Below are 25005 nucleotides of genomic sequence, written 5' to 3'. Positions count from 1 at the left end.
CTCTTTTTCACCCTCCTCCCGGCCGATCACCTGACAGGTCACTACACGAACATCGGCGAAGTCGTGGCCGGACGCGACGTGCTGACAGCGCTCAGAGTGGGCGACAAGATCCTCGGCATGACGGTTCTGAGTGGTTCGAAGCCGCCGCCTCTCGAACCAGCCCGGACTATTCATAAAGCTTCTGCTGCGACCGGCGATGTGCCGCACCCAAAGGTGTTTTCTCGCCTCGGGGTGCTCGACGTACCGTCAAGTACGCCTGCGCGCCCCTCGGGTCGCAAACCCCACTGGCCACAGCACCTCGCCGCCCTCGCGACGAACCCTCATGAATAGTCTGGGCTAGGAATGAGAAATTAGGAATGCCACCCGACCTCCCGGTTCTCCGGGGGTGTGGTTGGGAAATCCGAAATGACATGATGACGGGCCCGTCCGACGAGCCCCGTCAGAATGTCATCCTGAGCGAAGCACCCCGAAGGGGTGCGGAGTCGAAGGATCTGTGCGGCCGGGCGAAATACGAAATCCGGAACGGATCACGGCTCAGCCTTCGTCACCAGCACGCGCTTTGCACGCCCGTTCTCGACCTCTTCGACCTCGAGGCGCAGCCCATCCCACTTGGTCACGGTGCCTTCGACGGCGTCACCATTGACCAGGTGAGCGATCAGCCCGCCGACCGAATCGACGTCCTCGGGCTGTGAGATGTTGCGGTGGAGAATCGATTCGAGCCGCCTCATCGACAGGTGGCCCGCGACTCGCCAGCCGCCACCATCCGCCTCGACAGCGATCTCGTGGCCGAGATCGAACTCGTCTTCGATCTCACCGACCACGAGCTCGAGAATGTCTTCGAGGGTAACCAGTCCGGAGAAACCGCCGAATTCGTCGAGGACCAGTGCGACGTGTTGTCCGGACCGGCGGAAATCCTGGAGCAGATCGGGAAGCGAACGGGTCTCCGGAATGAAGACCGCTGGCACCACGAGGTCCGTCCAGGGTCTCCCACCTTCCAATCTCAGGAGGTGCTTGGCGTGGAGCACGCCTTCGATCTGGTCAGGCGATCCGGAAACCACCGGAAACCTGCTGTGCGGTGTCTCGACGATTGCTTCCTCCAGGGTTTGCAGATCCCACGAGTGGTCGACGGTCGACACGAGCGGCCTCGGCACCATGACCTCACGCGCCATTGCATGCTGGAAGCGGAGCACCGACTCGATCATCCGTCGGCTGTCTCTCGGCAGATGAGCATGGCGGTGGGCGAGGCGCAACATGAACAGGAGATCGTCCTCGGTCACCGGAAGTTCTGGGCCCTCGCCTCTGGAAAGGAGGCGCGCGAGGAGACCGAGGACCTTGTTGACCGGAGTCAGCAAGAGGTCGAGGACGTAGAGAATGGGCACGACCCTGCGCGAGATGGCCTCAGCGTGGCGCTGGGCGAGAGTTTTCGGGGTGATCTCTCCGAAGATCAGGATGCCGAGGGTCATGAGACCGACGACGATCGCCAAACCGCTGTCTTCCGAGTAGCGGTAGGCGATTTTGGTTGCCAGGGCCGAAGCGAGCACGTTGACCAGGTTGTTGCCGACCAGGATCGTGATCAGGAGGTCCTGCGGAGCCGACGCCCAGCGATCGAGTCCTGCGCGGGTGAGCTTCCCGGAGCGCGTACGTAGGGCCTCGAGCCGGGTCACGGGGAGGGATGTGAGTGCGGTTTCGGAGGCGGAGAAAAACCCGGAACCCAGCAGGCAGAGAATGACTGCGATGATGTCAGTATCTACGCCCGCATTATTCATGATTCTTCTACTGCAAGACGCGATGCGCTGCGCGCGGCGGCGCTTTCTCGATTCGCTCGCTCTCCCCGCCGACAACAGCGCGATGTGGCCGAAGGCTCGTCACCAGGCGAGCCTATCGCACACGCGCTGGTGGCGGTGAGACACAAGCGCTGAAGGCGCGCCGTAACGTACCACGAGTACGCCTCCGCTCGCTCGTCTTTCGAGAACACCGCCACGCTTGCGCCTCCCGCCTTTCGCCACGAATCATCATGGACAATACGGGCTGGCTCGACTCTCCAGATGGGTTCCACTACCAACAATCGTAGCCTGAAAAATCCCGGAGTTCCACCGACGCCCCGGCTCGACGGCTGTACGGCCGATCGGCCATACGGCATGATCCGATGACATAAAGGTTCCCGGGACGCCTCCCTCTGCCGCGTCGCCGTGGGCGGGTGGGTGGGGGAACCCGTCGAGCCGGCATGCGACGAGCGAGCGGTGATATCCTTCCCCCTACTGACGAAAAGGAAGCGGTGCGGAACGCCGGGGGAGGTCGGTATGAGCAACGGTCAGCAGGCACATGCGAAACAGGGCCTTCCGGCCTGGGCGTGGATTGGAATTGGATGCGGGGCTCTGATGATCCTGGTAGCGGTCGCGACCATGATCGGTGGATACATCGTTGCCAACAAGGCCAAGCACACGATTGCCGAGTTCGAGGAGAACCCGGCAGGAACCATTGCGCGCGGCATCATCAAGGCGAGCCCGGACCTTGAAGAGGTTTCGTCGGATGACGAGGCGGGGACGATCACGGTCCGCAACACCAAGACCGGGGAAGTGATCACGGTGAACTACGACGAGATCACCGAGGGGAAGCTCAGCTTCACAACCGACGAGGGTGAGATCACCTTCGATGCCAGCGAGGCGAAAGAGTCCGGCACGATCAAGGTGACTGACGAGCAAGGTGGGGTGGTCTTCGCGACCGGAGAGGCGGTGTCGGATGAAGTGCCGGAATGGGTGCCGATCTTCCCGGGCGGAGAACCGAAAAACCGGCACGGCATGCGCACGGGAGAGCGGATCACCGGTGGATTCGAAATCGAGACCTCGGCCTCGGTCGAGGAAGTGATCCGGTTCTACCAGGAGGCACTCGAGAGCGCGGGCTTCGAGGTCAAAACCAACGCTTACACCCAGGCAGAGAATAAGGGTGGAATGGTCAACGGTGACAACGACGACGAGGACCGAAACGTCGTCGCGATCATCCACTCCGAGGGAGACGGGATGACCTCGATCGTCATGACCTACACCGGGGGCTAGCCTGCATCCTAACTCGTCAATTCGGAAACGGCCTGCGCCAGCTCGGAAAACGCTTTTCCAGTAGGAGAATCCGGGCGGTCGACAACGACCGGTTTGCCGCCGTCTCCGCCGACAACCACCGCCGGGTCCAGCGGTACGGACCCGAGGAGCGGGATTCCAAGCTCCTTTGCGGTGCGCTCGCCCCCTCCGGACCCGAAGATCGACTCGACATGCCCACATTCGGGACAGGTGTAGGCGCTCATGTTCTCGACGATCCCGAGAACCGGCACCTCGAGCTTTTTGAACATGTGGAGGCTCTTGCGGGCATCGACGAGAGCGACATCCTGCGGAGTCGTGACGATCACCACACCGGCCATTGGGACGTTCTGGCACAGCGTCAACGCCACATCGCCGGTGCCGGGCGGCAGGTCTATGATGAGGTAATCGAGGTCGCCCCACTCGACATCGCCGATGAACTGTTCGAGGGCCTTCTGCAGCATTGGCCCCCGCCAGATAACGGGCTGATCGGGATCAACCAGGAATCCGAATGACATGACGTCGACGCCACCGGGAGAGGTCACCGGCCGGATTTTGCCCTCGGCATCGCCGATCGGATCGTCCGTTGCCCCCATCATCATTTGCTGGGACGGGCCATAGATGTCTCCGTCGAGCAGGCCGACCGCGTGGCCCAATTTGGCGAGGGCGAGGCTGAGATTTGCTGCAACCGTCGACTTTCCCACGCCTCCCTTGCCGGAGGCGACGGCAATCACGCGCTTCACGCCGGGAATTTTGTCGGACCAGTCTGGAGGCGGCTCGGGGTTCGCTCCGGGCCCGCGCTGGACCGTTGCCAGCAGGGGGTGAACGGTGACCTCCAGGTTCTCGACACCCTCGATCTGGGCGAGCTCCCCTTCCACCGCGGATCGGACTTCTCCGGCGACGGACGGATCCGGTGCCTCCACCGCCAGGACGACCTTGACGGATGACCCGTCCACTTCGATGCCCCGCACGGCGCCAGCTTCGACCAGGCTCATCCGTCCCCCGGGGGCTGCGATCTCGTGCAGTTTTTCGAGAATTGTCTGTTGGGTCAGGGCCATGAATCCTCCTCGATGCCGACTGGCACCGGTCAGAGAGTGTAACCCATCCGGTGTCCGATCCCGTTCCCGATCCCGATCCCGAAGGGGGACTACAATCATGTCGTTTAAGGGAGGCCACATGCCCCGAGCCAAGAACGGTAATGTCACGATCCATTACGAAGATGAGGGATCCGGTCTGCCGGTGCTGTTGATTCACGGTCACACGTCTGACCGTCGCACGTGGGATTCCGTGGTTCCGACGCTGCTCGACGCCGGTTTCAGAATCCTGAGGCCCGACCTGCGGGGCCACGGCCTCAGCACCCGCTCCGACTCCGGTTACCACACCAGCCATCACGCGGCGGACATGGCGGCAGTGCTCGATGCCGCTGGTGTCGAATCCGCCGCTGTGGTGGGGCATTCGATTGGAGGGGCGGTGGCCCTGGAGATGGTGCTGACGATGCCGGATCGAATCGACAGCCTGATACTGATTTCGCCAGTGATGCCGGACCGGCCGTTCGAAGACGCGTTCATGGAAAATTTGCGAGAGGTTGCCCGGGTGGCCAGGAGCGAAGGCATCGAGGCGGCGATGCTCGGGCCGTGGATGTCCAGTCCTCTGTTCGAGTTCTCATTCTCGAAGCCGGGCGTGCGAGAGGCGGCGATAGTGATCAACCGCGACTTCCCTGGTGCAGAGTACCTGGCAACCGAAAGGGATCGGGTCGAACGCTCCTGGACGGTCCCCGAGAGACTGGCCGAAATTGGCGTACCGACCGCCGTGGTCGCTGGCGATCATGAGACTCCGGGGTTTCGCGCCTATGCCGAGGAGGCTGGAAGGAACATTCCGAATGCCCGCCTCGAGTTCTTCCAAGACTGTGGCCACCTGCTCCCTCTCGAGGAACCTGATCGTGTCGCCCAGACCATCATCGAGATGGCGAAGGAGACGTGAGAACGTTAAAACGTTTAAACATTGAACCGTTCAACGTTGTGAATATGGTACGGGGGAGGTCGGGTCGGAACGTTCAAACGTTGAACGCTACGAAAGTTCCGACCTGATGGCCTCGGCAATTCGGTTGGCAAGGGTCTGAATCTCGTCGTCGTTCTCACCCTCGATCATCACCCGCGCCAGCTGCTCGGTACCCGAGTAACGAAGCAGGATGCGCCCCCGATGGTCGAGGATACGCTCGCTTTCGTCGAGCACGCGCGATACGGACGCGAGCTCCGAAAATGGCGGTTTGCGGGACACTGGAACATTGATCAGAACCTGCGGCATCCGAACGAGGTCGGATAGGCCGGAAACGGGAATCCCCCGTTCCGCAGCGATGGCGAGGACATGCGTGCCAGTGAGGAGGCCGTCGCCCGACACGCTGAAATGCGAGCAGATGACATGCCCCGACTGCTCACCGCCGAGCAATGCTTCCCGTTCCTTCATCGTGATCCGGACCTCTCGGTCACCGACCGCGCAGCGGATCATTTGCATCCCGGCGTCGTCGAGGGCTCGCTCGAGGCCGAAGTTGCTCATCACGGTTGCTACAACCCGGCCTCCTGGCAGCTTGTTGTCGGACTGGAGCTTTCGGGACCACGCAAAGAGAATGTCGTCGCCGTCGAGAATCGAACCGCTTTCGTCAACCAAAAGAGCACGGTCCGCATCGCCGTCGAGAGCAAGCCCTCCGTCCGCACCACACTCGACAACGGTCTCCGCGAGCATCTGAGGAGCTGTCGCACCACAGCCGGCGTTGATGTTATGTCCATCGGGTTCGGATGCGATCATCCTCACTCGGGCTCCGAGGCTCTCGAGCAGGGGTCCGGCGAAGCCGGAGGCCGCACCATTCGCCGCGTCAACCACGATATGGAGGTCCGCGAGCGGATGAACCGTCGCATGGCTGGCCGCCAGGAGATCGAGGTAGCGGTCGCTGAGAGACCGGTCTACGGCGGGGAGAGGCGGACCAGGTGTTGCCTCCACCTCTTCGATCCGGCTCTCGATGTGCCGTTCGATTTCGTCGGCCAGTTTCTCGCCTTCGGGACCGAGGATTTTGATTCCGTTGTCGTCGGCGGGGTTGTGAGAGGCCGAAATGACGACTCCGGCCGAGTAATCGTCCTGCGCGAGCAAATGGGAGACGGCCGGGGTCGGCAGCACTCCGGCCCAGGTGACCTCCCCACCGGCCGCCCGGAAACTCGATCCGAGCCAGCTCGCGAGATCGGTGGTCGAGGCCCGCGTGTCACCAGCGAGGAGGATTCTCGGCGTCGAATGCAGGAGGGCAAGATCCTCAGCCAGGGCGACACCGAGTCGGCGTACGGTGTTTTCGTCGAGCGGCGGTTCGTACGCTCGCCCGCGAATTCCGTCGGTTCCGAACAGTCCGTCCATGTTCTTCCTTTGCTCCAATGTAATGTTGTCGGATCTTTCGCCAATCAGTCGTCAGCTCCTGGCATTTGCCGTTCCCCTGCCCTGATGACGGTTCCTTGATCACGAACCCTGTGCTTTCACAACAGGAGAGATGCTCCTTCGACGTCAACATCCAATTTTATCAGTTGTCAGCTGATTGCCGAGAGCTACTCGTCGGTGATCTCCTCCTCTTCCGGAGGATTCTCGGGCACGATTTCGACGACGACCTCGATCGGGCCCAGGCCAATAGCGCGCAGAAGGGCGTCCGGCAGCAGGGGTTCGACCAGGGCCTCGACCGGTCCAGCCGCGTCCTCGATCGAGATCGGACTCGTATCCACGTGTGTCAGTGCCATCAACAGGCTTTCGGGCCCCTGGACGGTGATCTGAGTCGGCGTCACGCGGACCTCGCCGACCACGAAACCTGGTGCCGGTACCCCGGTAACTGACGGATCCACTGGCACCTGGCGAGTTTCCTGGCGCTCCAACTCGAGCGTGATGGCCGGGGGGTCGATGCTGACGACTTCGACCTCGGCTGGCAACGGAATATCGCTCGCGTTGATCGGATACGAGTTGATGCCGGGTCGCGCGTCGGACAAATCTAGCAGGACCTCTGGAAGATTCGAGGTGCCGAGAGCACGAGTCAAGGCGCCGCGGAGCTGAAGTGAAACTGTATCGGGAACGCTCGATGTCAAAACCAGATCCCTCGGAATGTTGACCAGGGTGAGGTGCGCCTTGACGCCGCGAACTGAAATGTTTTCGCTTCGTTGGGCGGCCAACGCGTACCACAGTAGAAACGCGGCAATCAGTGCGACGAGGAACTGCAACGGATACCTGGGCCTCAGGGTCACGCCTTGCCCTCCTCTTGGCGAACGCGGGTCTGGAAGAGGTGTTCGGCGAGAGCATTTCTCAGGGTGGTCTCATCGAGCGGACGCAGGAGCTGTTCCTCTACCGCGAGCGAAATCGTGCCGGTCTCTTCGGACACGACGATCACCAGCGCGTCCGACTCCTCGGTCAAACCGATGGCCGCGCGGTGCCTGGTGCCGAGTTCGGTCGAGAGCTCGTGCCGCGTCGTCAGCGGCAGGAAGCACGATGCCGCGAGGATCTGCTCACCACGAATGATGACTGCACCGTCGTGGAGGGGCGTCCCGGGAATGAAGATATTCAGCATCAGGTCGTATGAAAACCGGGCCTCGAGCGGGATGCCGGTGTCGATCCAGGTGGCGAGCGAGTCACGCCTCTCAATCGCGATCAACGCTCCGATACGACGTGACGCAAGGGCCTGCACCGCCAGGGCGAGCTCGTTGAGGACAACTGGCCCTTCTCCCGGCTTGCGGCCCCATCGGAAGGCGGCTGTCGAGCCGAACGCGGTCAGCATGCGACGTATCTCCTGCTGGAACAGAACGATGATGGCGATCGGCAGGAACCCGAGAAGACTCGAGAGAATGGTGGAAAGGGTGATCAGATTGAACGACAGGGCTACGATGTAGAGCCCGAGTATGATGACGATGCCCCATAGCATTTGCATCGCCCGCGATCCGCGAAGAAGGACCAGCAGAGCATAGATCAGAATGGCCACGACGAGGATGTCGGCGACGTCCGCGATCGAGACCTGAAGGTCGGTGATCTCGCGGAGGATGCCGAGCAGCCAGTTCATGCCGAAGCCTCTTCAATGAGCGAAGCAATTCGGAGAAATTGAACTGCGGCTGCCACATCATGCACTCGAATCACTACACGGTCGAGGTGGATCGCGGGGATGAGCGCGGCCAACGTTCCGGGGAGACGCTCGCCAATCTCGGCGCCCGACAGGCGTCCGATAAAGCTCTTGTTCGAAGGACCGATCAGCACCGGGTGGCCGAGGGTGGCGAGATCGGGAAGTGCCGCCAAAAGCGCGAGATTCCCCGCATTGTCCTTGCCGAATCCGATCCCGGGATCGAGCCATATGCGGTCCTCGGGGATGCCGGCGGCGACCGCAGCGGCGGCCCTGTTCCGAAGGTATTCGTGCACCTCGCCGACCACGTCGACATAGGTCGTGTCGGACTGCATGATTCTCGGTTGACCGCGCATATGCATCAATACGATGCCAGCTCTGGATCGTGCAACCAGCTCGAGCATGCCCGGCGAGGATGCCGCGGTGACGTCGTTGACCAGATCCGCCCCGGCTGCGAGCGAGGCCTCGGCGACCTCCACCTTCGAGGTGTCGACCGACACCAGGCACTCCGGCCAACGTCTGCGAATTTCGCTGATCGCCGGCAGCACGCGGCTCAGCTCCTCGGAGGCATCGATCGTGGTCGCCCCGGGGCGCGTTGATTCGCCGCCGACGTCGATGATGTCGGCGCCGTCTCCGATCAGAGCCTCGGCATGGAGAACGGCATCTTCAAGATCGAGATGATGGCCGCCGTCGAAAAATGAATCGGGAGTTCGATTGAGAATGCCCATGACAAGCGGTTGTGGTCGATGCCACAACCGATCGAGGCGGCTCGGCTGCCGCTCGGGCTTCTCCATCACACTGATTCCGAAACCTCCTTCTCGGCTCGGCGTTTCTGTCTCTTGATCTCTTCGATGTCGACGTCGGAGTGTTCTCCGAGTATTTCGTAGATCTTCTCGCCATCGAGGACCTCGTGTTCGAGAAGAGCTGCGGCGATTGCCTTCAGGGCTTCCCCGTTGCCTTCGATGAGATCCCTTGCACCGTCGTAGGCGGTGTCGATGAACCGTTTGATCTCCTCGTCGATCTGTACGGCCGTCGCCTCTGAGTAATCCTGGTGGCGCGCGAATTCCTTGCCGAGGAAGATCGACTCCTCGCGCTTACCGAAGGTCAGCGGACCCATGTTTTCGCTCATGCCCCACTCACAGACCATCTTGCGCGCGAGCTCGGTGGCACGCTCGAGGTCGTTCCCGGCGCCGGTCGTCATGCGCTCCGGCCCGAAGGCGATTTCTTCTGCAACCCGGCCGCCCATCAAGACCTTCAGATTGGCCTCCAGGTAGGTGCGCGGATAGGTGTAGCGGTCCTCGAGCGGTAGCTGCTGAGTGAGGCCGAGAGCCATGCCGCGGGGGATGATGGTTACCTTGTGCAGTGGATCGGCTTCCGGCACCAGCACGGCCGCCAGTGCGTGGCCCGCTTCGTGGTAGGCGGTGAGACGCTTCTCCTCCTCCGACATTACGAGTGAACGGCGTTCCGTTCCCATCATGACCTTGTCCTTGGCGAACTCGAAATCCGCCATATCGACCTTCATCTTGTTGACGCGCGCGGCACGCAGGGCGGCCTCGTTGACGAGATTTGCGATATCGGCGCCCGAAAAGCCTGGAGTGGAGCGGGCAATGACGGCCATGTCGACGTCCGACGCGAGCGGAATCTCCGTCGTGTGGACCTTGAGGATCCCCTCGCGGCCTTTGACATCCGGCGGATTGACGACAATTCGCCGGTCGAATCTGCCCGGTCGAAGCAACGCGGGATCGAGCACGTCCGGCCGGTTGGTCGCAGAGATCAGAATCACCCCTTCGTTGGACTCGAATCCGTCCATTTCCACCAGCAGCTGATTGAGCGTCTGCTCGCGTTCGTCGTGACCGCCCCCGAGACCTGCGCCGCGATGCCGTCCGACCGCATCGATCTCGTCGATGAATATGATGCAGGGGGCATTTTTCTTGCCCTGCTCGAAGAGGTCGCGAACGCGGGAAGCGCCTACCCCGACGAACATTTCGACGAAATCCGATCCGGATATCGAGAAGAAGGGCACCCCGGCCTCGCCAGCTACGGCCTTTGCGAGCAGGGTTTTGCCGGTTCCGGGCGAGCCCATGAGCAGCACGCCCTTGGGAATCTTCCCGCCGAGGCGCTGGAATTTCTTCGGGTCCTTGAGGAACTCGATGATTTCTTCGAGCTCCTCCTTCGCCTCGTTGACTCCGGCAACGTCCGCGAATGTCACCTTCTTCTGGTCGGGATTCAGGAGACGAGCCTTGGACTTGCCAAAGGACATCGCCTTGGTGCCACCCGCCTGCATCTGTCTGAAGAAGACGAACCACAGGGCCACCAGGATGAGCAGGGGAGCCCACGAAAGAAGCGCCGTGAGCATTCGACCGTCGGACGGCTTTTCGACCTTGATCTCGATGTTTTGCGCCCGCAGATCGTTGATCAGATCGTCATAGCCCGGGTTGTAGGTGTAGAGATCGTATCGGGGGCTGGTACCCGTGTCATCTGCCGCATCGCTCGTGCGAATGAAGATCTCGCTCCCCTTGATCAAGACCCTCTCGATCTGTCCGTCGTTGACTCTATCGAGGAACTCGGAAAACGGTATTTCGCGGCTCGGGGTTTCGTATCCCCGGAGGACCTGCAGGATCAGCAGGACACCGACCAGGATGACGACCCACATCAGTACGGTTCGTACAGTCTGATTCACTCTAAATTGTCCTCCAGCGCCCGCCTCTTGAGACGGGGCTTATGGGAGAACGCTCTCCCCCTCCGGTATTGTTCCCAGTGACGACCCTCAGCCTTCTTCGTCGCTGACACAAAGATCCGGTTGATTGGTGTGCTCTCCGTGGCCCGGTCCGAGACCATAGCCGACGAGGAAACCATCTGGCGCATCGTCGAACACCGCGTATTTTGCGTTCAGATTGACACTTCTCAGTTGCGGCTTGTCCACCAGCGCCGCGACCTCCATCGAGGCCGGATTCTGCTGGCTGAGGTGGGTGATGAGGTAGTTCTCGGTCACGCCGGAGTGAAACACGTCCTTCAACACGAGAACGTGACGATCCGAGACGTCCACCTGGGTCGCAAAGGTGAGGCTCACGACTTCCCCGTGTGCACCGATCGACGAGGTGACAGCAACAAACTCGTAATCCACCGGGCGCGGAATCATCCGTGCGAGATCGGCAAGAAAAAACGCGGCTCCCTTGAGCATGCCGACCAAAATGAGTTCACGGTCGCTATAGTCTTCCGCGATCTGGTTGGCGACCTCTTTGAGACGCTCGTTGATGCGCTCGGCGCTATACACAACGCGCATGTTTTTCACGACGCACCACCTCCACTACGTGGCCTTCACGGCCTTCGAAAATCGGGCCCTGCCACGCACCCGGAATCCAATAAATTCTATCATCTTCGCAGAATACGGGCCAAACTGTTCGCAGGTGTCGAGGCAGCCGACGAGCGACGATTTTCGTCGCTCGCACCAACTCACCGTCGACCTCGACTCGATCGTTCGGATCGATGTTCCGGACTCGCAGCTCTGAACCGGGGCGCGACGGTTTCGACCAGCGGATCCCCGTCTGGGCTCCAGCAGGGCTTCCGACCCTGACTTGCCAGCCGGGGATCGGGAGGCTTACCGTCGAGCCGGGCTCGAGACGATAATCGAAGCCATCGAAGCGGGTTGGCGGTTCGAGCCACAAGTGCCCACGAGCGATACGGAGCGCCCAGCGGCCACCAAGGGTGATCGCTCTCGGATGTCCCTTGTCGATCAGCTGCCCGAACAACTCCACCTGGCGGCGGCTGACCCGGTGCAATCCGATGCGTGCGGCCTGGGCATGCAGCCACCGAACCCGGAGAGGCGGAGGCAGTGCATAAATCACGGTCTCAGGCACGCCACCGTCCGGGTCCCAGGGATCGATCCATCGGGCGCGAGCGACGAGCTCGCGCGCGAAATAGGCCTCGTCCGTCGCCAACGCTTGGGCTAGGTGAAGCAGGTGACCACGGATCGCCGGGCTGACCGACTCGAAGCCGGGCAACAGATCGTGCCGGACGCGGTTCCGAAGGTGACCAAGGTCGAGATTCGAGCTGTCCTCTCTCCACTCAGCGCCGCGCTCGTCGAGCCAGGTGCGGATCTCCTCGCGCGACCACGGCAAAAGGGGCCGGATGATGAGGTTTGCGGACGATGCCTCTATTCCGGAAAGAGCGCGCGGCCCTCCTCCGCGAAGAAGTTGGACGAGCACGCCCTCGGCAACGTCGTCCCGGTGATGACCGGTGGCGATGGCTTTGAAATTGCTGTCTTTTCTGAGCTGCTCCAGAACCCGGTAGCGAAGTTGCCGCCAAGTGCCTTCGCGCCCGGAACTCAGGGGTGGACGAGGGTCGATGCGGAGGAGATGAAATGGAATCGAAAGCTCTGCGCAAAGAGATTTACAAAAAGAAGCATGATCGTCCGCTTCTTCACCGCGAACCCCGTGATGGACATGGGCCGCTTCGAGGTCGAGCGCGAGGTCCCTTGCCCGCAAGAGGTGGAGCAGAGCGGTCGAGTCGGCACCGCCCGACAGCGCCACCAGTATCCGTTGGCCCACCATTACTGGAAAGGTGGCCTGGAAGTGTTTGGCAAAATCAGCCAGGGGCATGCGTTATCTTAACCAATTCAGGCCGGTTTGCTCGACGAGAAAACCGGCCTGAATTGGTGGCGGTGGGTGGACTTGAACCACCGACACAGGGCTTATGAGACCCCTGCTCTACCCCTGAGCTACACCGCCCGACCGAGTACTATAGCGGCAGTCGGTTACGGCGTCTAGCGTGCACCTATCACCTACTTTCCACGGTTCTCGCTAGGCCGGGGCTCAGTTCAGCCCGAGATGGCTTTCTCAAGGGGCGGAGGCGGGCTACCTGAGACCTCTCCGGTTGTCGGCAAATTGTCCACCACGGTTGGTTGGCGGCTATATACTCGAACAATGGAGTTCGGAAACCAAGAAGAGAAAATGGTGAAGTGCCCACAGTGCGGCGTCCAGGTGCCGGAGGGTGCGATACAAGTCTGTTTCATTTGTAAAGAGCAGTGCTGCGAGTTCTGCGCCAAACTTGACTTCGGTCGGACTTTCTGTAGCACCCGCTGCCGGGGGTTCTTTTACTGGGGTGACGGCGAGACGGATGGCGAGCCAAACGAGAAGGACAGCTAATCCAGATGGGCCAACGATACGACGAACTGATTGAGAAAGCGGACTCGGTTCCAGCGCTTCGTCGTGGAACCGATCGCACCATGGTCGCCCACAAGGCCGAGGGACCACGAGTTTTCGACGTCGACAGCGTGGGTTATATCGATTACATCGGGGCGGGCGGCGCCACCATCGTCGGGTTTGCGAACCAGTTCGTTCTCGACGCGGTACGAAAGGTCCTCAACGGGGGCGTGCCAGAGGGATTCCACGTGCCGCAGGAAGTCGAACTGGCCAACACCCTGAACCGCTTTCTGCCCTGGGTCACCAACTGGTGGTTCTGCCGCAGCCAAGACGATGCCTTTCGGCATGTCCTTCACTGGGCGCGCCAGACGACGGGCAAGGAGCGACTCCTGGTGCTCGACGGAGGTGCGCCGTTAAGGGTCGGGGAGTCGGTGGGACTTACCGGCGATGAGGCCGGACCGTTTCGCGAAGTCCGGGGCTGGGACGTGGCGAGGATTATTGCCGCGATCACCAGTGGAAGCTCGAAGCTGGCCGCATTGATTCTCGACCCTTTGATGGGTCGGTTCGGTGTCGTACCGCCGCCCGAGGGCGTACTCGAGGAAATCGCCGAAGCGTGCCATGACAGTGGTGTGCCGCTGATCATGGACGAGCGTGTGGCGGGCTTCCGGGTCCATCGAGGCGGGGCTTCGGCTCGAGCCGGCGTTATTCCGGACGCCGCAGTTTACGGTGCAGCCCTGGGTGGAGGCTTCCCGATTGGCGCCATCGCGTTCCGCGACGCACAGCCGCCGCTGGATGGGTTCGACCGTCTGCCGACCCCTCACCCGGTGGCGCTCGGTGCGGCGGACGCAATTCTCTCGATCCTGAAAAACGACGCCGTTTACGAGCAGCTCGAGAAACGCACTGGTCAACTGGTGGAAGGTCTTCTCGAGCTGGCGGATCGCTTCGGGCGCGCCATGACGATCAATCGGGTCGGATCCGTTTTCGCGGTTTATCTCACCGACCAGCCGGTGGTAGACCGGGCGGGGCTCGATGCGTCCGATCAGGATGGATACCGAAAGCTCGCCGCTCTGTTGCGTTCAGAAGGTATCCTGGTGCCTCGCGAGCCGGGACGGGCGGCCTTCGTTTCCAGCACCCATGGTGCCAAAGACATCGAGGAAACCCTGGCGGCATGCGAGAAGGCGCTGCAGAATCTCGAACAGGTGGATTCTGCGTAGGCAATGACCCCGACCCGAGCCCCTGAAACCGATATTACTGGTAGTGAGCGGGCCCTGCTGGTCGGTCTCGCGGTGCCAGGCGTCCCGCGCCCGGTTGTAGAGGAACATCTGGACGAGCTGGAACAGCTGGTCGCTACCGCAGGCGGTGAGGTCGTCGGTCGAGAGGTGCAGGAAAGGCCGAAAATCGCGCCGTCGACTCTGGTGGGTACGGGCTTCCTTCAGCGCATCGCCCATCGATGCTCGGAGGAAAAAATCGCGTCGGTCGTCTTCGATGAGGACCTGACCGCCTCGCAGGTCCGTAACATCGAGAGCGAAATGGCTGACGACGTCAAGGTGCTCGACCGCGCGGCAGTGATCCTCGACATCTTCGCCCTGCGCGCCAGAAGCCGCGAGGCCCAGACACAGGTCGAGCTTGCTCAGCTCAGCTATCTGTTGCCACGGCTCACACGGCGCTGGCGCCACCTGTCGCGGCAGGCCGGCGGCATCGGTACCCGAGGTGTCGGCGAAACCCAGCTCGAAATCGATCGCCGCCTGATCAACCGGCGCATGGCCCAGCTACGTGGCAAGCTCGCGGTCATCGAACGAGATCGCCGGCTGCGCAGGGAACGGCGAAGCGACATTCCGACGGTAGCTATAGTCGGCTACACGAACGCCGGCAAGTCGTCGCTGTTCCGTCGCCTGACGAGGGCCGAGGTGCTGGTCGAGGACCGCCTCTTCGCGACCCTCGATCCTCGCGCCAGGCGGGTGGCGCTCGGAGAGGACGTGACGGCGGTCCTCACGGACACGGTGGGCTTCATCCGCAAACTCCCGCACGATCTCGTGGCACCGTTCCGGTCGACCCTCGAAGAGGCAACCGGCGCCGACCTCGTGCTCCATGTGGTCGACGCCTCCCATCCCGGCTGGGAGGAACATCTCCGGGTGGGACAGGAGGTGCTCGAAGGCCTCGGCGTCGAGCGAGAAAGCACGCTCGTTGTTCGCAACAAGAGCGACCTTCTCGGCTCATCTGTGGAAAGGGCCCCGGGATTCTTCAGATCATCGGTTGCAGTCTCGGCGCTCAGAGGCGACGGCGTTGCCGAGCTCCGGACCGCCATCCGCCGGTGCTTGCTTTCGGCGCCGGATGTTGCGATCCTGCGGGTGCCGCTCGCAGAGGCGGAGATGGTACGAAGGGCGGTGGCGATGCCGCACCAGCTCGCGAGGCGGTTCGACGACGGAACGGTCGAGTTGGCCGTACGAGCCGACGCCCGCTCTTTGGCAGACCAGGGGCTCGAAGCCTACCGGGTCCACGGGTGGAAGGGCGGCGAAAGTGAGGGAGGTGGTTGATGCCGATCTACGAATTCCTCTGTTCGACCTGCAACCGGATTTACAGCTTTCACTCCTTCAAAGCGCAGACGGACAAGATCCCGGAATGCCCGAAATGTGGCGACGCCGATCTGCGGCGGGTGCCCTCGAGCTTCGGTGTGAAGCGGCCGAAAGCGTCGATGACGGACGAGGGGTCAGCCGGCGCTGGGTTCGAGGATCCCCGAATCGAGGCCGAGATGATGCGATTCGCCTCCGAGCTGGAACACATGGACGAGAACGACCCGCGGGCGATGGCGGCAGCGGTCCGGAAGATGACCGAGATTGCTGGTGAGCCGGTGACTCCTGCGATGGAAGAGATGATACGGCGGCTGGAGGCCGGAGAGGACCCCGAGAAGGTCGAGGAGGAGCTGGGAGACGCACTCGCGGAAGAGATGGGGGACGAGGGCGGTGGTGGCTTTTCGGGCTCACCGCCCACCCGCGACAGCGGCCTGTACCCGATGTAGCTACCTCCAATCAGAAGCGCCAAGAGGCGTCGACGATACCGGTGCCACTTGTCGCATTGTCTCCAGCGTGCTCGGGACAGCCGAGTGACGATGACAATGCGACAGGTGGCACCTGACTCGCCGAAGCAGGACTCGGTTCTCATAGGAATAGCAACTGACTCGTCGAAGTGGTAGGCGCTTTGGGGGTCGGCTACGCTGCGACCCGATAGCTCTCCGCAGCGGTGCGCAGCGTCAGCAGATCGATCTCGGGAGGGGCACCGACACGTACCGGCACCGCGCCTACGCCGACTCCGCGCGAGACGTAGAGGAAGGACTCCTCGCGACGGTACGGGCCTGCGATGTAGCGAGTACTGAGACGCGCCACACTGAGGTTGCGGGCGGTGAGGGCGATCTGACCACCGTGCGTGTGGCCCGAGATCGTGAGGTGGGCTCCGGCTTCGGCCGCGCGGTGCCATCCCTGCGGCTGGTGGCAGAGGCAGATGCGGAAGCACGTCGGGTACTTTTCGAGCACCGAAAAATCGGGACCGCGACCGTCGCGAGCCTGCAGGTCCTCGACACCGACCAGCGCCAGGGCCCCCCCCGCTCTGTCGAAGGTCACGGCGCTGTTGACCAACGGCTGGATGCCGGCCGCCTCGAGGGCCTGTTCCGAAATCGCGGGATCGATGAAATGATCGTGATTGCCGAGGATGCCCCATACTCCCAGGGGTGCAGAGATCCCGGAAAAGCCCTGTACGAAAAGCTCGGCGTCGGACTCACGCCGATCCATCTGGTCGCCCGTGAACACGATAAGGTCCGGGTTCACGTGATGTGCCATGTCCCGCAACCGAGTCATACGGCTGACGTCCATATATGGTCCGGCGTGAACATCTGAAATCTGCAGGACCCGGAGGCCATCCCACTGGAGCGGGAGGTTGGGCAGTTCGAGATGCTGGCGGCGAATCCCCGGCATATCGAGAGCGTTCGCGAATCCGTAACCACCGAAACCCATCGTTCCGGCTGCGGTCAAACTTGCATTCTTGAGGAATTTTCTTCTGGTTAACACTATCCGGGAACCCTCCGGCGACCGCGGTCGCCGTGGCGCCACGGAATGTCCATTTATTATAACACCAAACAGCGATCTAGTCATCCGGCTCGGCGGTCGCGGCTACAATGCTTTGTCAATGCGGAGTTAAACCGGCTTCGAGCCGGCCCAAAGGAGCCGTGAATGGCAGATACGCAGGTCACAGCCGAATCGATCGGTCCGGAACCGTCGCCGATGTACCGCTGGGTGGTGCTGATCGTGATCAGCCTGGCGATGTTCGCCAACTATTACGTCTACGATTCGATCGCGCCGATCGCCGACATCCTGAAATCCGATCTCGGGTTCTCCGACGCCAACATCGGATCACTGTACTCGGTCTACAGCATCGCGGCGGTGATCGTGCTTCTCATAGGCGGTGTGATCATCGACCGTTTCGGGACTGTCAAGTCGACCATCCTGTTCGCGGCGATCTGCACCTGTGCCGGAATTCTCAACGCGGTGTCGTCCGATCTGACAGTCATGCTGGTGGCGAGGTTTCTCCTCGGTGTCGGCTCTGAACCGTTGATTGTCGCCATCACGACGGCTCTCGCGAAATGGTTCAAAGGCAAGGAGCTCAGCTTTGCCTTCGGCATCAATCTCACGATTGCGCGGCTCGGTTCGGTGACGGCGGATTGGTCGCCGACCTGGGCGGAGTTCGCCTACGACGGTTGGCAGGGCCCGCTTGTGGTGGCGGCCGTGATTGGCCTCCTGGTGCTGGGCAGTGCCCTGTTGTACGGGGTGCTCGAGAAGATCGCGGCGCGCAGATTCGGCCTCGGCAAGGCCGGAGACGTGGACAAGCTGGTCATTTCGGACCTCTTCAAGTTCAGCAGATCGTTCTGGTTCGTCGTTCTGCTGTGCGTCACCTTCTACTCTGCGATCTTTCCCTTCCGCTCGTTCTCTATCAAGTTCTTCATTGAGTCCTGGGAATATACCCGCCAGGCGGCCGGCCAGCTCAACAGCGTGCTGCCGTTGGCGGCGATGGTGGCAACGCCGCTCTTCGGCCTGCTGGTTGACAAGGTGGGCAAACGCGCGCTCTTCATGGCCTTCGGGTCCTTCCTGCTGATGCCCGTGTACGTCATGATGGCCTACCACGTGACCCCGCTCTGGGTGCCGATCACCATGATGGGCGTCGCCTTTTCTCTCGTCCCGGCGGTGATGTGGCCTTCGGTGGCCTATATCGTAGAGGAACGGCGCCTCGGCACCGCTTACGCAGTGATGACCCTGATCCAGCAGATCGGTGTTGCGGGGATGAATTGGATCATCGGCCGCACGAACGACGCATTCGGAGCCAGCGTGGCCAACCCGATGGGCTACGGTCCAGGGATGTGGATCTTCTCGACCCTCGGCTTCCTCGCGCTCTTTTTTGCCCTGATGCTTCGACGCGAGGAGACCGGACCCAATGCCCACGGCCTGGAGACCATCACGGCAGGAGGTTCGAAGGAGTAGCTCCTTCGGTTCGCGCGATAACGCTTCGACGACAGCAACGAGACGCGCGTTGGGGCGTCGACGCCACCGGTGCCACCATCACAATTGTCGTTGTCGCCCTGCCATCCCGAGCGCGCCGATGACAATTGACCTCTGGCTTTCCTCCTGTGAGGTGCGCGAACCGCATCGACGCCACCGGTGCCACCTTCACAATTGTCTTTGACGCCCCGCAGTCCCGAGCGCGCCGGTGACAATTGTGAAAGTGGCACCTGTCTCGTCGAAACGAGAGGCGCTCCTGAGTTTTACTTCTTGAAAAGCGCGTCGAACGCCGAACGGGCGTCGGTCGATTGTTCAGGCTGGGCGGCTTTGAGGTCCCGCACCACCTTCGGCTTGAAGAACGAGCAGTCGTTGGCCTTCGACTTGCTTTCGACCCGCTTCGCGATCGGCTTCTGGCACTCGAAACGGGCCCCGGTGTTGAAGAAACTACAGTTCGAGCACGAGTGGAGCGGAGAGCCGCACGAGCTGCAGATCGTGTCCTTGGTGACCTTGGTGTCACCGGCGTCATGTCCACATCTCGCGCACTTGAAAGCAACGGCGGTCGGAGCCCCCACTCCGCGACCCCGCGGCGCACCGTCGTAGCGCTTGACGCCGTCGGTCTTCGGCCGTTGCCGTTGCTGACGATCGCGCTCGTGATCGTCATCCTGGTATCCGCGATGTCTATATTTGCGGTCGCTCATGAATTCACTCCACGGAGATCTTCATCGAGGGTTCGATGCTCTGATACTACCCTCACCAGATCCTAGATGCTAGATACCGGATACTCGATCTATCCCTCCGCTATCGACAACTCGTGATGTAAATCCACCTAGTAGTCATCCAGCATCCAGCATCCAGCATCCAGGATCCAGCATCCAGCATCCAGGATCCAGCATCCAGCATCCAGCATCCAGCTTCCTACTTCGCCTCCATCGTCCACGTCGGCGAGTGGTTCGTCCCCTCGGTCGTCAGTTGGTGCGGCACGCCGTCGGCGTCGGTGATGAAAATCTGAGGCGATCCGGTGCGGTCCGAGGCGAAGGCAAGCATCGATCCGTCCGGCGAGAAGCACGGTGACTCGTTATTGCCGGGACCCGGAATCACCACCTCTTGGCCGGTGATGGTGTCAATGGTCGCGATCTGGAAATGGTTACCGACCTTGGTGGTGCACGCGATGCGCGTCCCATCGTGCGACCAGGTGGCCTCATCATGAAAGCCGCCGTCAAAAGTCAGCCGCCGTACGTTCGAGCCGTCCGCATCCATGAGGTAAATCTGGGGGCTGCCTGAGCGGGTCGACGTGAAGGCGATCTGCCGGCCGTTGGGAGCCCACGCGGGCTGGGTGTCGATGCTGCGGGCCGTTGTCAGCCGCCGGGGAGTGCCACCTTCGACGGGCATTGTGTAGATATCCGTATTTCCATCGACGCTCGAAGCGAAGGCGATTTTTTTCCCGTCTGGCGAAAACGAGGCGGAAGAGTTCACTCCTCCCTGGTCCCAGAGCAGGCGAAGGTAACCCTCATGGGGCGTCAGCGCGAAGAGAGCCGGTGTTCCCCGCAGGAATGACGTGAAGACCATCTTCTTGCCGTCCGGCGACCACGCCGGGGCGAGGGCGATCGCTCCGTGTTTTGTCAACTGCTTGGGGTTATCGCCGTTCCAGTCCATCACCCACAGTTCAGACACTCCGGCCCGGTCCGAAACGAACCCGATTCGCGAAAGGAATGGTCCCGGCCTGCCGGTAAAGACCTGGACAATGTCGTTGGCGAGAGTATGGGCGACGACTGGCGAGGCGTTGATGCCGGCACGATATCGCTTGGCAAAAGCGAACTCGCCGGAGACCAGATCCACCAGGCGAGCTTCGACGACCAGCTGTCCACCAGCACGCACCACGGTGCCGCTGAGGAGAAATTGTGCGCCGATCGCACGCCATCTCTGGTTGAGAACCTCGGGCCGGGGGTCGTCTTCGACCAGCGCATAGAGCTTCGGGTCCACGATGGCGATCGGCGCGGCAGCAGCCAGATCGTTGTCGAGGGCCTCCTGGAACCCGCGAGCGGCTTCGGCCGGGGTGCCTGGCAACACCATCAGCGGTGGCGTTGCCACTGCGACCCGGCGCAAGCCGGGCTGAGTGATCTCGAGATACAGCTCGTCCTGGGCGTGTGATGGCATTACTGAAAGACCGGCTACTGCGAGGCAGGCGATCCATGTAATTCGAAACAAATTCATATGGTTACTCCGCAAAACTCAGGTGAATGGTCAGGCTCGGTTTGCCGTAGGCCGGCGGCAGGGGCGGCAGTGGATTGGCCGCGTACATCGCCCTCAGGGCCGCGCGGTCGAAGCTCGGCAGGCCGGAGCTCTCTTCGAGTCGAATGCCTTCGACCCGACCGCTCTTCAGGATCACGAACTGAATCCTGGCACGAGTGCCCGGGGGGGCGGCTGGTTTATACCAGCGCGACTCGATCAGTGCCAGCATCCGTTCGACGTAGTAGGTGAAGTGAAAATCGGCTGGAATTCCCGAACCGCCGCCCTCGGCAGTCTCCCCCACCGACAGTCCGCTGCCGCCGCCAGTGGAGGGGGCGGGAGGAGGTGTTGGCGCGGGCGTGGCAGCCGAGTCGGCTTCACGCATGGCATCTTCGCTCGGTCGGGGGGCATCCTCTATCGGAAGCTCGGTCGCAACAGGTTCAGGTTTCGGAACAGCGGTAGGAGGCACTTCGGTCGGTTGAGGAACGGCCGTGGCGCGGGGCTCTGGCCGGCTACGGGATTGGCGTGTCCTCGGAACCTGCGGTCGAATGAGCTTGACCGAGACGACCGGAAGCTGGACCGGCCTGGCCGCAGCTCTGCGACCGACCAGGTAGGTGGCGGCTGCCACGCCCGCGTGCATGACGATCGCGAGCACGACCCACGGCAGGAGGCGGGGTCGTGACCGCTCGCGGTCGACGAGGATCTTGGTGACCGGGTCCATCCGGGTTAGCCACCCTCTGGATGGGTCACCATGCCGACCTGCTCGACCCCCACCTGATCGAGCACCGCCAAGACGCGGACTACGAATCCGTAGGGGAGGTTCTCGTCCGCCTTCAGGTAGACCGGTCGAGGGCTGCCGCCAAGGATCGCACCAAGCCGGTCGGGCAGAAGCTTGATGTGGACCGGTTCATCGCCCAACAGAATGATCTCGTCCGACGTCAGAGTCAGGATCACAGGCTCATCGCTGTCAGTATTGAGGGCCGGCGCGTTCTGTTTCGGCAGGTTGACCTTGAGACCCTGGACAAGCATCGGCGCGGTGATGATGAAGATGATCAGGAGAACCAGCATGACGTCGACCAATGGAGTGACATTGATCTCTGCCAATTGATCAAGATCTTCGGTGACTTTCCCGGCCATCGTCGCTCACACCTCGAGTTTTGAATTTTGAGTTTTGAGTTTTGAGTTCCCGCCCCTCCCCCAGGTGATTCCGGGGGTGGGTGGGCGGCATTCCGAATTCCTAATTCCTAATTCCGAATTCATCATGTGAAGTTCCTCTCCACCAGGTTGAGGAACTCCAGCTCGAAGTCCAGCATTCGGCGCCGCATGATCCGGATCTTGGCGAGGAGGTGGTTGTAGGCGATGACCGCCGGGATCGCAGCGAGCAGTCCGGCCGCGGTGTTGACGAGCGCCTCGGCGATGCCTGGCGCGACCGTCACGATGGATGTGGATCCGGTGGCGCCAATGGCGTGAAAGGTGTTCATGATTCCCCACACCGTTCCGAAGAGACCGATGAACGGGGTGGCGCTGGCAGTCGTGGCAAGCATCGGCAGCGCACGCTGAAGTCGTTCGGCCTCCGCCCCCATGGCGCGATCGAGTGCCCGTTCGATGCCGTCGAGGCTTTTGAGCTTGAGAGGAGCTCCGGACTCCGAGTCGCGGCGAACCGACCGTATCTGCGCCTCGAGCTCTGTATAGCCGGCCTGGAACATCGCGGCCAGCGGCGAGGCGCGGTACTTTGGCGCCACCGCTGCCGCCTCGTTGAGGCGGGCCGCCTCGCGGAAGACCTTCAGGAACCGTTCGGAAGAGCGGTTGGCCGCGGCGAGCTCGCGCCATTTGCCGAGAATCACAGACCACGAGGCGAGAGAGAAGATGATGAGAATGACGAGGACGATCTTCGCCACCCAACCCGTCTGCAGGAAGAACTTGACGATTTCCACGGCGGGCATTGTATGCGATTCGCCGAGATCTGTGCTTCGGTGGTAGTCACAATGTGACCGCTGGCACCCCATCGAACCTCGAGCCTCTGTTGACACCCGATTGGCCCCGCGCTATAACTCTCGAACCTGGTGTGCCCAGGTAGCTCAGACGGTAGAGCAGCGGACTGAAAATCCGCGTGTCCGTGGTTCGATTCCGCGCCTGGGCACCAACAATTCGGGGCGGCACTCTCCGAGAGCGCCGCCCCGAATTGTGTGGGGAAATCCGCGGTCCCCGTGGCGCAATCAAACGAGGATTTGGCGCCCTGCCCACCGTTCGATCAGGAGCCACCTTTAGCATCGTTGGCCTCGACGTCGAAGAGACCTTGTATGTCGGTCCCGACGATGCAAACGATGGCACCTGGCGCTTCTGTCTGAAGCGCGGCCTTCTCCAAACGCCAATCGGGATCAAGGGGGCAGGGGCGCCAACGATCTCTCAGCAACTGACCGCCAGAGAGACGAATATCCAACATCAAAAATCGAATATCCTAACCAGCATCCAGCATCCAGCATCCAGCATCCAGCATCGAGTATCATCCCGGCATGGCCCTCACGCGACTTGGCATATTGATTTCTGGAACCGGCTCCAACATGAAGTCCATCGTCGCGGCCTGCGAGACTGGAGAGGTCCCGGCCGAGGTCGCGATCGTCGTCTCGAACCGGGCGGATGCGCCGGGCATCGCGTGGGCCGCAGAGCACGGACTGGAGACCACTGTCCTGTCTCAGCGTGATTTTGCCAAACGCGAAGATCACGATCGCGCGATTGTCGAGCGGCTGAAACAAATGGCGGTCGATTGGGTCTGCCTCGCTGGCTATATGCGCCTGCTGTCGGCGGCGTTCGTCGACGCATTTCCAAACCGCATTCTCAACATTCATCCGGCCCTCCTCCCTTCGTTTCCCGGCCTGCACGGGCAGCAGCAGGCTTGGGATTATGGAGTGAAGGTTTCGGGGTGCACCGTCCACCTGGTCGACCTCGAGCTCGACCACGGCCCGATTGTTGTCCAGCGTAGCGTTCCTGTCTTGGACGATGATGATGCGGACCGTCTCGCTGCCCGGATTCTCATTGAAGAACACATCGCCTATCCGGAATCTCTCCGAGCGGTGCTCACCCAACCGTGGCGCATTGTCGGTCGAAGAGTGGTTTTTGATTGATTTGTACAAATTTTGATCCATTAATAGGAATGATTACTATTAACATGCAAAATCCATCTAGTTGAGGGATTGTGTGAACGTCTCTGACGTTCCATGATCGTAGTGCAAGGTGGAAAGCTTCCGGGCCCTTTGAGTGATACCAGGCGGTATCACTCCGTTTGAAAACCAGGTTCCACGGGGGAAGGGTTTCAGGACCTCTCAACGAGGCGCCCTCCATCCTGTCGAGAGTTCCATCCAAGACATGCCTTCCTTGCCTTGGAACTCTTCCCCCTTCTTTTCTTCCTCTTCAGCAGTCGATTTCGTTTCCCGAGCAGGGTGATTTCTTCGTCTTTCGAGGAAATCGAAAAAAACTCGCAGGAGGGGGTTGACAGCCGGTTGGCACTTCCGTATGGTTGCGCTCCCCAACGTCGTTGGGGTGGGTGATCGGGTGCCTGCCGGAGGGCTGAAAAATGCTTGACTTCGGGCCCTGAATAACCTAGATTGATAAGCCCGCCACGGGATGAGGCTCTTTGAAAACTGGATCGAGAGAAACCAACGGACCTCTGTCAATTGATCTTCGGATCGAGCGACGGAAACACTATGAGTTCGAGTAATGAGAACTCTCTTTGAATAGACCGTTGCGCCTTCGGCGCGACGTTCGACAATTTTCAACTGGAGAGTTTGATCCTGGCTCAGAATGAACGCTGGCGGCGTGCCTAACACATGCAAGTTGAGCGGTAAGGCCCCTTCGGGGGTACACGAGCAGCGAACGGGTGAGTATCGCGTGGGTAATCTACCTTGAGGTGG

Annotated in this window: 23 protein-coding genes, 2 tRNA genes and 1 rRNA gene; 10 read left to right on the top strand and 16 right to left on the bottom strand. The window is 61.5% G+C overall.

Features of this window, described 5'->3' with window-relative positions:
- A partial coding sequence (locus tag LJE93_00855; protein ID MCG6947451.1) for a hypothetical protein occupies nucleotides 1-330 on the top strand: 330 nt, incomplete at its 5' end.
- A 197-nt stretch (nucleotides 331-527) separates the two neighbouring features.
- Here the strand turns inward: LJE93_00855 and LJE93_00850 are convergent.
- On the bottom strand, nucleotides 528-1766 hold the full coding sequence (locus LJE93_00850) for a hemolysin family protein (protein MCG6947450.1): 1239 nt from the start codon (nucleotides 1764-1766) through the stop codon (nucleotides 528-530).
- 534 nt (nucleotides 1767-2300) lie between these two features.
- On the opposite strand from LJE93_00850, the gene LJE93_00845 reads away from it, so the two are divergent.
- The gene (locus LJE93_00845) at nucleotides 2301-3053 is read left to right on the top strand and encodes a hypothetical protein (protein MCG6947449.1); all 753 of its coding nucleotides are present in this window, start codon (nucleotides 2301-2303) and stop codon (nucleotides 3051-3053) included.
- Nucleotides 3054-3061: 8 nt separating this feature from the next.
- On the opposite strand, the gene LJE93_00840 is transcribed toward LJE93_00845, so the two are convergent.
- The gene (locus LJE93_00840) at nucleotides 3062-4126 is read right to left on the bottom strand and encodes an Mrp/NBP35 family ATP-binding protein (GenBank protein ID MCG6947448.1); all 1065 of its coding nucleotides are present in this window, start codon (nucleotides 4124-4126) and stop codon (nucleotides 3062-3064) included.
- Nucleotides 4127-4244: 118 nt separating this feature from the next.
- On the opposite strand from LJE93_00840, the gene LJE93_00835 reads away from it, so the two are divergent.
- A complete protein-coding gene (locus LJE93_00835) occupies nucleotides 4245-5048 on the top strand; it encodes an alpha/beta hydrolase (protein MCG6947447.1) in 804 nt (267 codons plus the stop codon).
- Between the two features lie 87 nt (nucleotides 5049-5135).
- Here the strand turns inward: LJE93_00835 and LJE93_00830 are convergent, their stop codons facing one another.
- The 8 genes from LJE93_00830 to LJE93_00795 all read right to left on the bottom strand — a co-directional run bounded on the left by LJE93_00830 (nucleotide 5136) and on the right by LJE93_00795 (nucleotide 12917).
- Nucleotides 5136-6464 (bottom strand): phosphoglucosamine mutase, encoded by a 1329-nt coding sequence (locus LJE93_00830; GenBank protein MCG6947446.1) that lies wholly within the window; start codon nucleotides 6462-6464, stop codon nucleotides 5136-5138.
- Between the two features lie 185 nt (nucleotides 6465-6649).
- Nucleotides 6650-7330, bottom strand: coding sequence for a hypothetical protein (locus tag LJE93_00825; GenBank protein MCG6947445.1), 681 nt, complete (start codon nucleotides 7328-7330; stop codon nucleotides 6650-6652).
- Nucleotides 7327-8136 (bottom strand): diadenylate cyclase CdaA, encoded by an 810-nt coding sequence (cdaA, locus tag LJE93_00820; protein MCG6947444.1) that lies wholly within the window; start codon nucleotides 8134-8136, stop codon nucleotides 7327-7329. Before cdaA ends, LJE93_00825 begins: the two co-directional genes overlap by 4 nt.
- Nucleotides 8133-8984 (bottom strand): dihydropteroate synthase, encoded by an 852-nt coding sequence (gene folP, locus LJE93_00815; protein MCG6947443.1) that lies wholly within the window; start codon nucleotides 8982-8984, stop codon nucleotides 8133-8135. The genes cdaA and folP overlap by 4 nt, the downstream gene beginning before the upstream one ends.
- Nucleotides 8984-10870, bottom strand: a complete 1887-nt coding sequence (gene ftsH / locus LJE93_00810; protein MCG6947442.1) for an ATP-dependent zinc metalloprotease FtsH — start codon at nucleotides 10868-10870, stop codon at nucleotides 8984-8986. Before ftsH ends, folP begins: the two co-directional genes overlap by 1 nt.
- A gap of 87 nt (nucleotides 10871-10957) precedes the next feature.
- Nucleotides 10958-11473: a hypoxanthine phosphoribosyltransferase gene (locus LJE93_00805; GenBank protein ID MCG6947441.1), complete on the bottom strand. Its 516-nt coding sequence runs from the start codon at nucleotides 11471-11473 to the stop codon at nucleotides 10958-10960.
- Nucleotides 11457-12788: a tRNA lysidine(34) synthetase TilS gene (tilS, locus tag LJE93_00800; protein MCG6947440.1), complete on the bottom strand. Its 1332-nt coding sequence runs from the start codon at nucleotides 12786-12788 to the stop codon at nucleotides 11457-11459. The genes LJE93_00805 and tilS overlap by 17 nt, the downstream gene beginning before the upstream one ends.
- Nucleotides 12789-12842: 54 nt before the next feature.
- Nucleotides 12843-12917, bottom strand: a tRNA-Met gene (locus LJE93_00795).
- A 422-nt stretch (nucleotides 12918-13339) separates the two neighbouring features.
- Between LJE93_00795 and LJE93_00790 the strand changes: the two genes are divergently transcribed.
- From LJE93_00790 to LJE93_00780, 3 genes are read left to right on the top strand one after another with little or no spacing between them, the layout of a single operon-like run.
- On the top strand, nucleotides 13340-14545 hold the full coding sequence (locus LJE93_00790; GenBank protein ID MCG6947439.1) for an aminotransferase class III-fold pyridoxal phosphate-dependent enzyme: 1206 nt from the start codon (nucleotides 13340-13342) through the stop codon (nucleotides 14543-14545).
- A gap of 3 nt (nucleotides 14546-14548) precedes the next feature.
- Nucleotides 14549-15865, top strand: a complete 1317-nt coding sequence (gene hflX / locus LJE93_00785; GenBank protein MCG6947438.1) for a GTPase HflX — start codon at nucleotides 14549-14551, stop codon at nucleotides 15863-15865.
- Nucleotides 15865-16347, top strand: coding sequence for a zinc ribbon domain-containing protein (locus LJE93_00780; GenBank protein MCG6947437.1), 483 nt, complete (start codon nucleotides 15865-15867; stop codon nucleotides 16345-16347). Before hflX ends, LJE93_00780 begins: the two co-directional genes overlap by 1 nt.
- A 190-nt stretch (nucleotides 16348-16537) precedes the next feature.
- On the opposite strand, the gene LJE93_00775 is transcribed toward LJE93_00780, so the two are convergent.
- A complete protein-coding gene (locus LJE93_00775; protein MCG6947436.1) occupies nucleotides 16538-17353 on the bottom strand; it encodes a metallophosphoesterase in 816 nt (271 codons plus the stop codon).
- Between the two features lie 198 nt (nucleotides 17354-17551).
- Between LJE93_00775 and LJE93_00770 the strand changes: the two genes are divergently transcribed.
- Nucleotides 17552-18853 (top strand): MFS transporter, encoded by a 1302-nt coding sequence (locus LJE93_00770; protein MCG6947435.1) that lies wholly within the window; start codon nucleotides 17552-17554, stop codon nucleotides 18851-18853.
- A 281-nt stretch (nucleotides 18854-19134) separates the two neighbouring features.
- On the opposite strand, the gene LJE93_00765 is transcribed toward LJE93_00770, so the two are convergent.
- From LJE93_00765 to LJE93_00745, 5 genes are all read right to left on the bottom strand, one after another.
- Nucleotides 19135-19569, bottom strand: a complete 435-nt coding sequence (locus tag LJE93_00765) for a hypothetical protein (protein ID MCG6947434.1) — start codon at nucleotides 19567-19569, stop codon at nucleotides 19135-19137.
- 217 nt (nucleotides 19570-19786) lie between these two features.
- Nucleotides 19787-21082, bottom strand: a complete 1296-nt coding sequence (locus LJE93_00760; GenBank protein MCG6947433.1) for a hypothetical protein — start codon at nucleotides 21080-21082, stop codon at nucleotides 19787-19789.
- 4 nt (nucleotides 21083-21086) lie between these two features.
- Entirely contained in the window at nucleotides 21087-21818 is a 732-nt protein-coding gene (locus LJE93_00755; GenBank protein MCG6947432.1) for a TonB family protein, read from the bottom strand.
- A gap of 5 nt (nucleotides 21819-21823) precedes the next feature.
- A complete protein-coding gene (locus tag LJE93_00750) occupies nucleotides 21824-22234 on the bottom strand; it encodes a biopolymer transporter ExbD (protein MCG6947431.1) in 411 nt (136 codons plus the stop codon).
- Between the two features lie 122 nt (nucleotides 22235-22356).
- On the bottom strand, nucleotides 22357-23031 hold the full coding sequence (locus LJE93_00745; GenBank protein ID MCG6947430.1) for a MotA/TolQ/ExbB proton channel family protein: 675 nt from the start codon (nucleotides 23029-23031) through the stop codon (nucleotides 22357-22359).
- Between the two features lie 133 nt (nucleotides 23032-23164).
- On the opposite strand from LJE93_00745, the gene LJE93_00740 reads away from it, so the two are divergent.
- The 3 genes from LJE93_00740 to LJE93_00730 form a co-directional block, all read left to right on the top strand.
- A tRNA-Phe gene (locus LJE93_00740) sits at nucleotides 23165-23240 on the top strand.
- A gap of 370 nt (nucleotides 23241-23610) precedes the next feature.
- Nucleotides 23611-24219, top strand: a complete 609-nt coding sequence (gene purN, locus LJE93_00735) for a phosphoribosylglycinamide formyltransferase (protein ID MCG6947429.1) — start codon at nucleotides 23611-23613, stop codon at nucleotides 24217-24219.
- A 648-nt stretch (nucleotides 24220-24867) separates the two neighbouring features.
- Nucleotides 24868-25005 (top strand): 16S ribosomal RNA (locus LJE93_00730); the annotation flags it as partial.

The sequence above is a fragment of the Acidobacteriota bacterium genome (assembly GCA_022340665.1).
Classification (GTDB): domain Bacteria; phylum Acidobacteriota; class Thermoanaerobaculia; order Thermoanaerobaculales; family Sulfomarinibacteraceae; genus Sulfomarinibacter.
The sequence above is the reverse complement of the archived record's forward strand: the minus strand, read 5'-3'. Positions and strand labels throughout refer to the sequence as shown.

Bases quoted from the DNA above. Each gene is read 5' to 3' on its own strand.
- LJE93_00850 (MCG6947450.1), bottom strand. From the start codon at position 1,766: ATGAATAATGCGGGCGTAGATACTGACATCATCGCAGTCATTCTCTGC.
- LJE93_00845 (MCG6947449.1), top strand. From the start codon at position 2,301: ATGAGCAACGGTCAGCAGGCACATGCGAAACAGGGCCTTCCGGCCTGG.
- LJE93_00840 (MCG6947448.1), bottom strand. From the start codon at position 4,126: ATGGCCCTGACCCAACAGACAATTCTCGAAAAACTGCACGAGATCGCA.
- LJE93_00835 (MCG6947447.1), top strand. From the start codon at position 4,245: ATGCCCCGAGCCAAGAACGGTAATGTCACGATCCATTACGAAGATGAG.
- LJE93_00830 (MCG6947446.1), bottom strand. From the start codon at position 6,464: ATGGACGGACTGTTCGGAACCGACGGAATTCGCGGGCGAGCGTACGAA.
- cdaA (MCG6947444.1), bottom strand. From the start codon at position 8,136: ATGAACTGGCTGCTCGGCATCCTCCGCGAGATCACCGACCTTCAGGTC.
- folP (MCG6947443.1), bottom strand. From the start codon at position 8,984: ATGGAGAAGCCCGAGCGGCAGCCGAGCCGCCTCGATCGGTTGTGGCAT.
- LJE93_00805 (MCG6947441.1), bottom strand. From the start codon at position 11,473: ATGCGCGTTGTGTATAGCGCCGAGCGCATCAACGAGCGTCTCAAAGAG.
- tilS (MCG6947440.1), bottom strand. From the start codon at position 12,788: ATGCCCCTGGCTGATTTTGCCAAACACTTCCAGGCCACCTTTCCAGTA.
- LJE93_00790 (MCG6947439.1), top strand. From the start codon at position 13,340: ATGGGCCAACGATACGACGAACTGATTGAGAAAGCGGACTCGGTTCCA.
- hflX (MCG6947438.1), top strand. From the start codon at position 14,549: ATGACCCCGACCCGAGCCCCTGAAACCGATATTACTGGTAGTGAGCGG.
- LJE93_00780 (MCG6947437.1), top strand. From the start codon at position 15,865: ATGCCGATCTACGAATTCCTCTGTTCGACCTGCAACCGGATTTACAGC.
- LJE93_00770 (MCG6947435.1), top strand. From the start codon at position 17,552: ATGGCAGATACGCAGGTCACAGCCGAATCGATCGGTCCGGAACCGTCG.
- LJE93_00765 (MCG6947434.1), bottom strand. From the start codon at position 19,569: ATGAGCGACCGCAAATATAGACATCGCGGATACCAGGATGACGATCAC.
- LJE93_00760 (MCG6947433.1), bottom strand. From the start codon at position 21,082: ATGAATTTGTTTCGAATTACATGGATCGCCTGCCTCGCAGTAGCCGGT.
- LJE93_00755 (MCG6947432.1), bottom strand. From the start codon at position 21,818: ATGGACCCGGTCACCAAGATCCTCGTCGACCGCGAGCGGTCACGACCC.
- LJE93_00750 (MCG6947431.1), bottom strand. From the start codon at position 22,234: ATGGCCGGGAAAGTCACCGAAGATCTTGATCAATTGGCAGAGATCAAT.
- purN (MCG6947429.1), top strand. From the start codon at position 23,611: ATGGCCCTCACGCGACTTGGCATATTGATTTCTGGAACCGGCTCCAAC.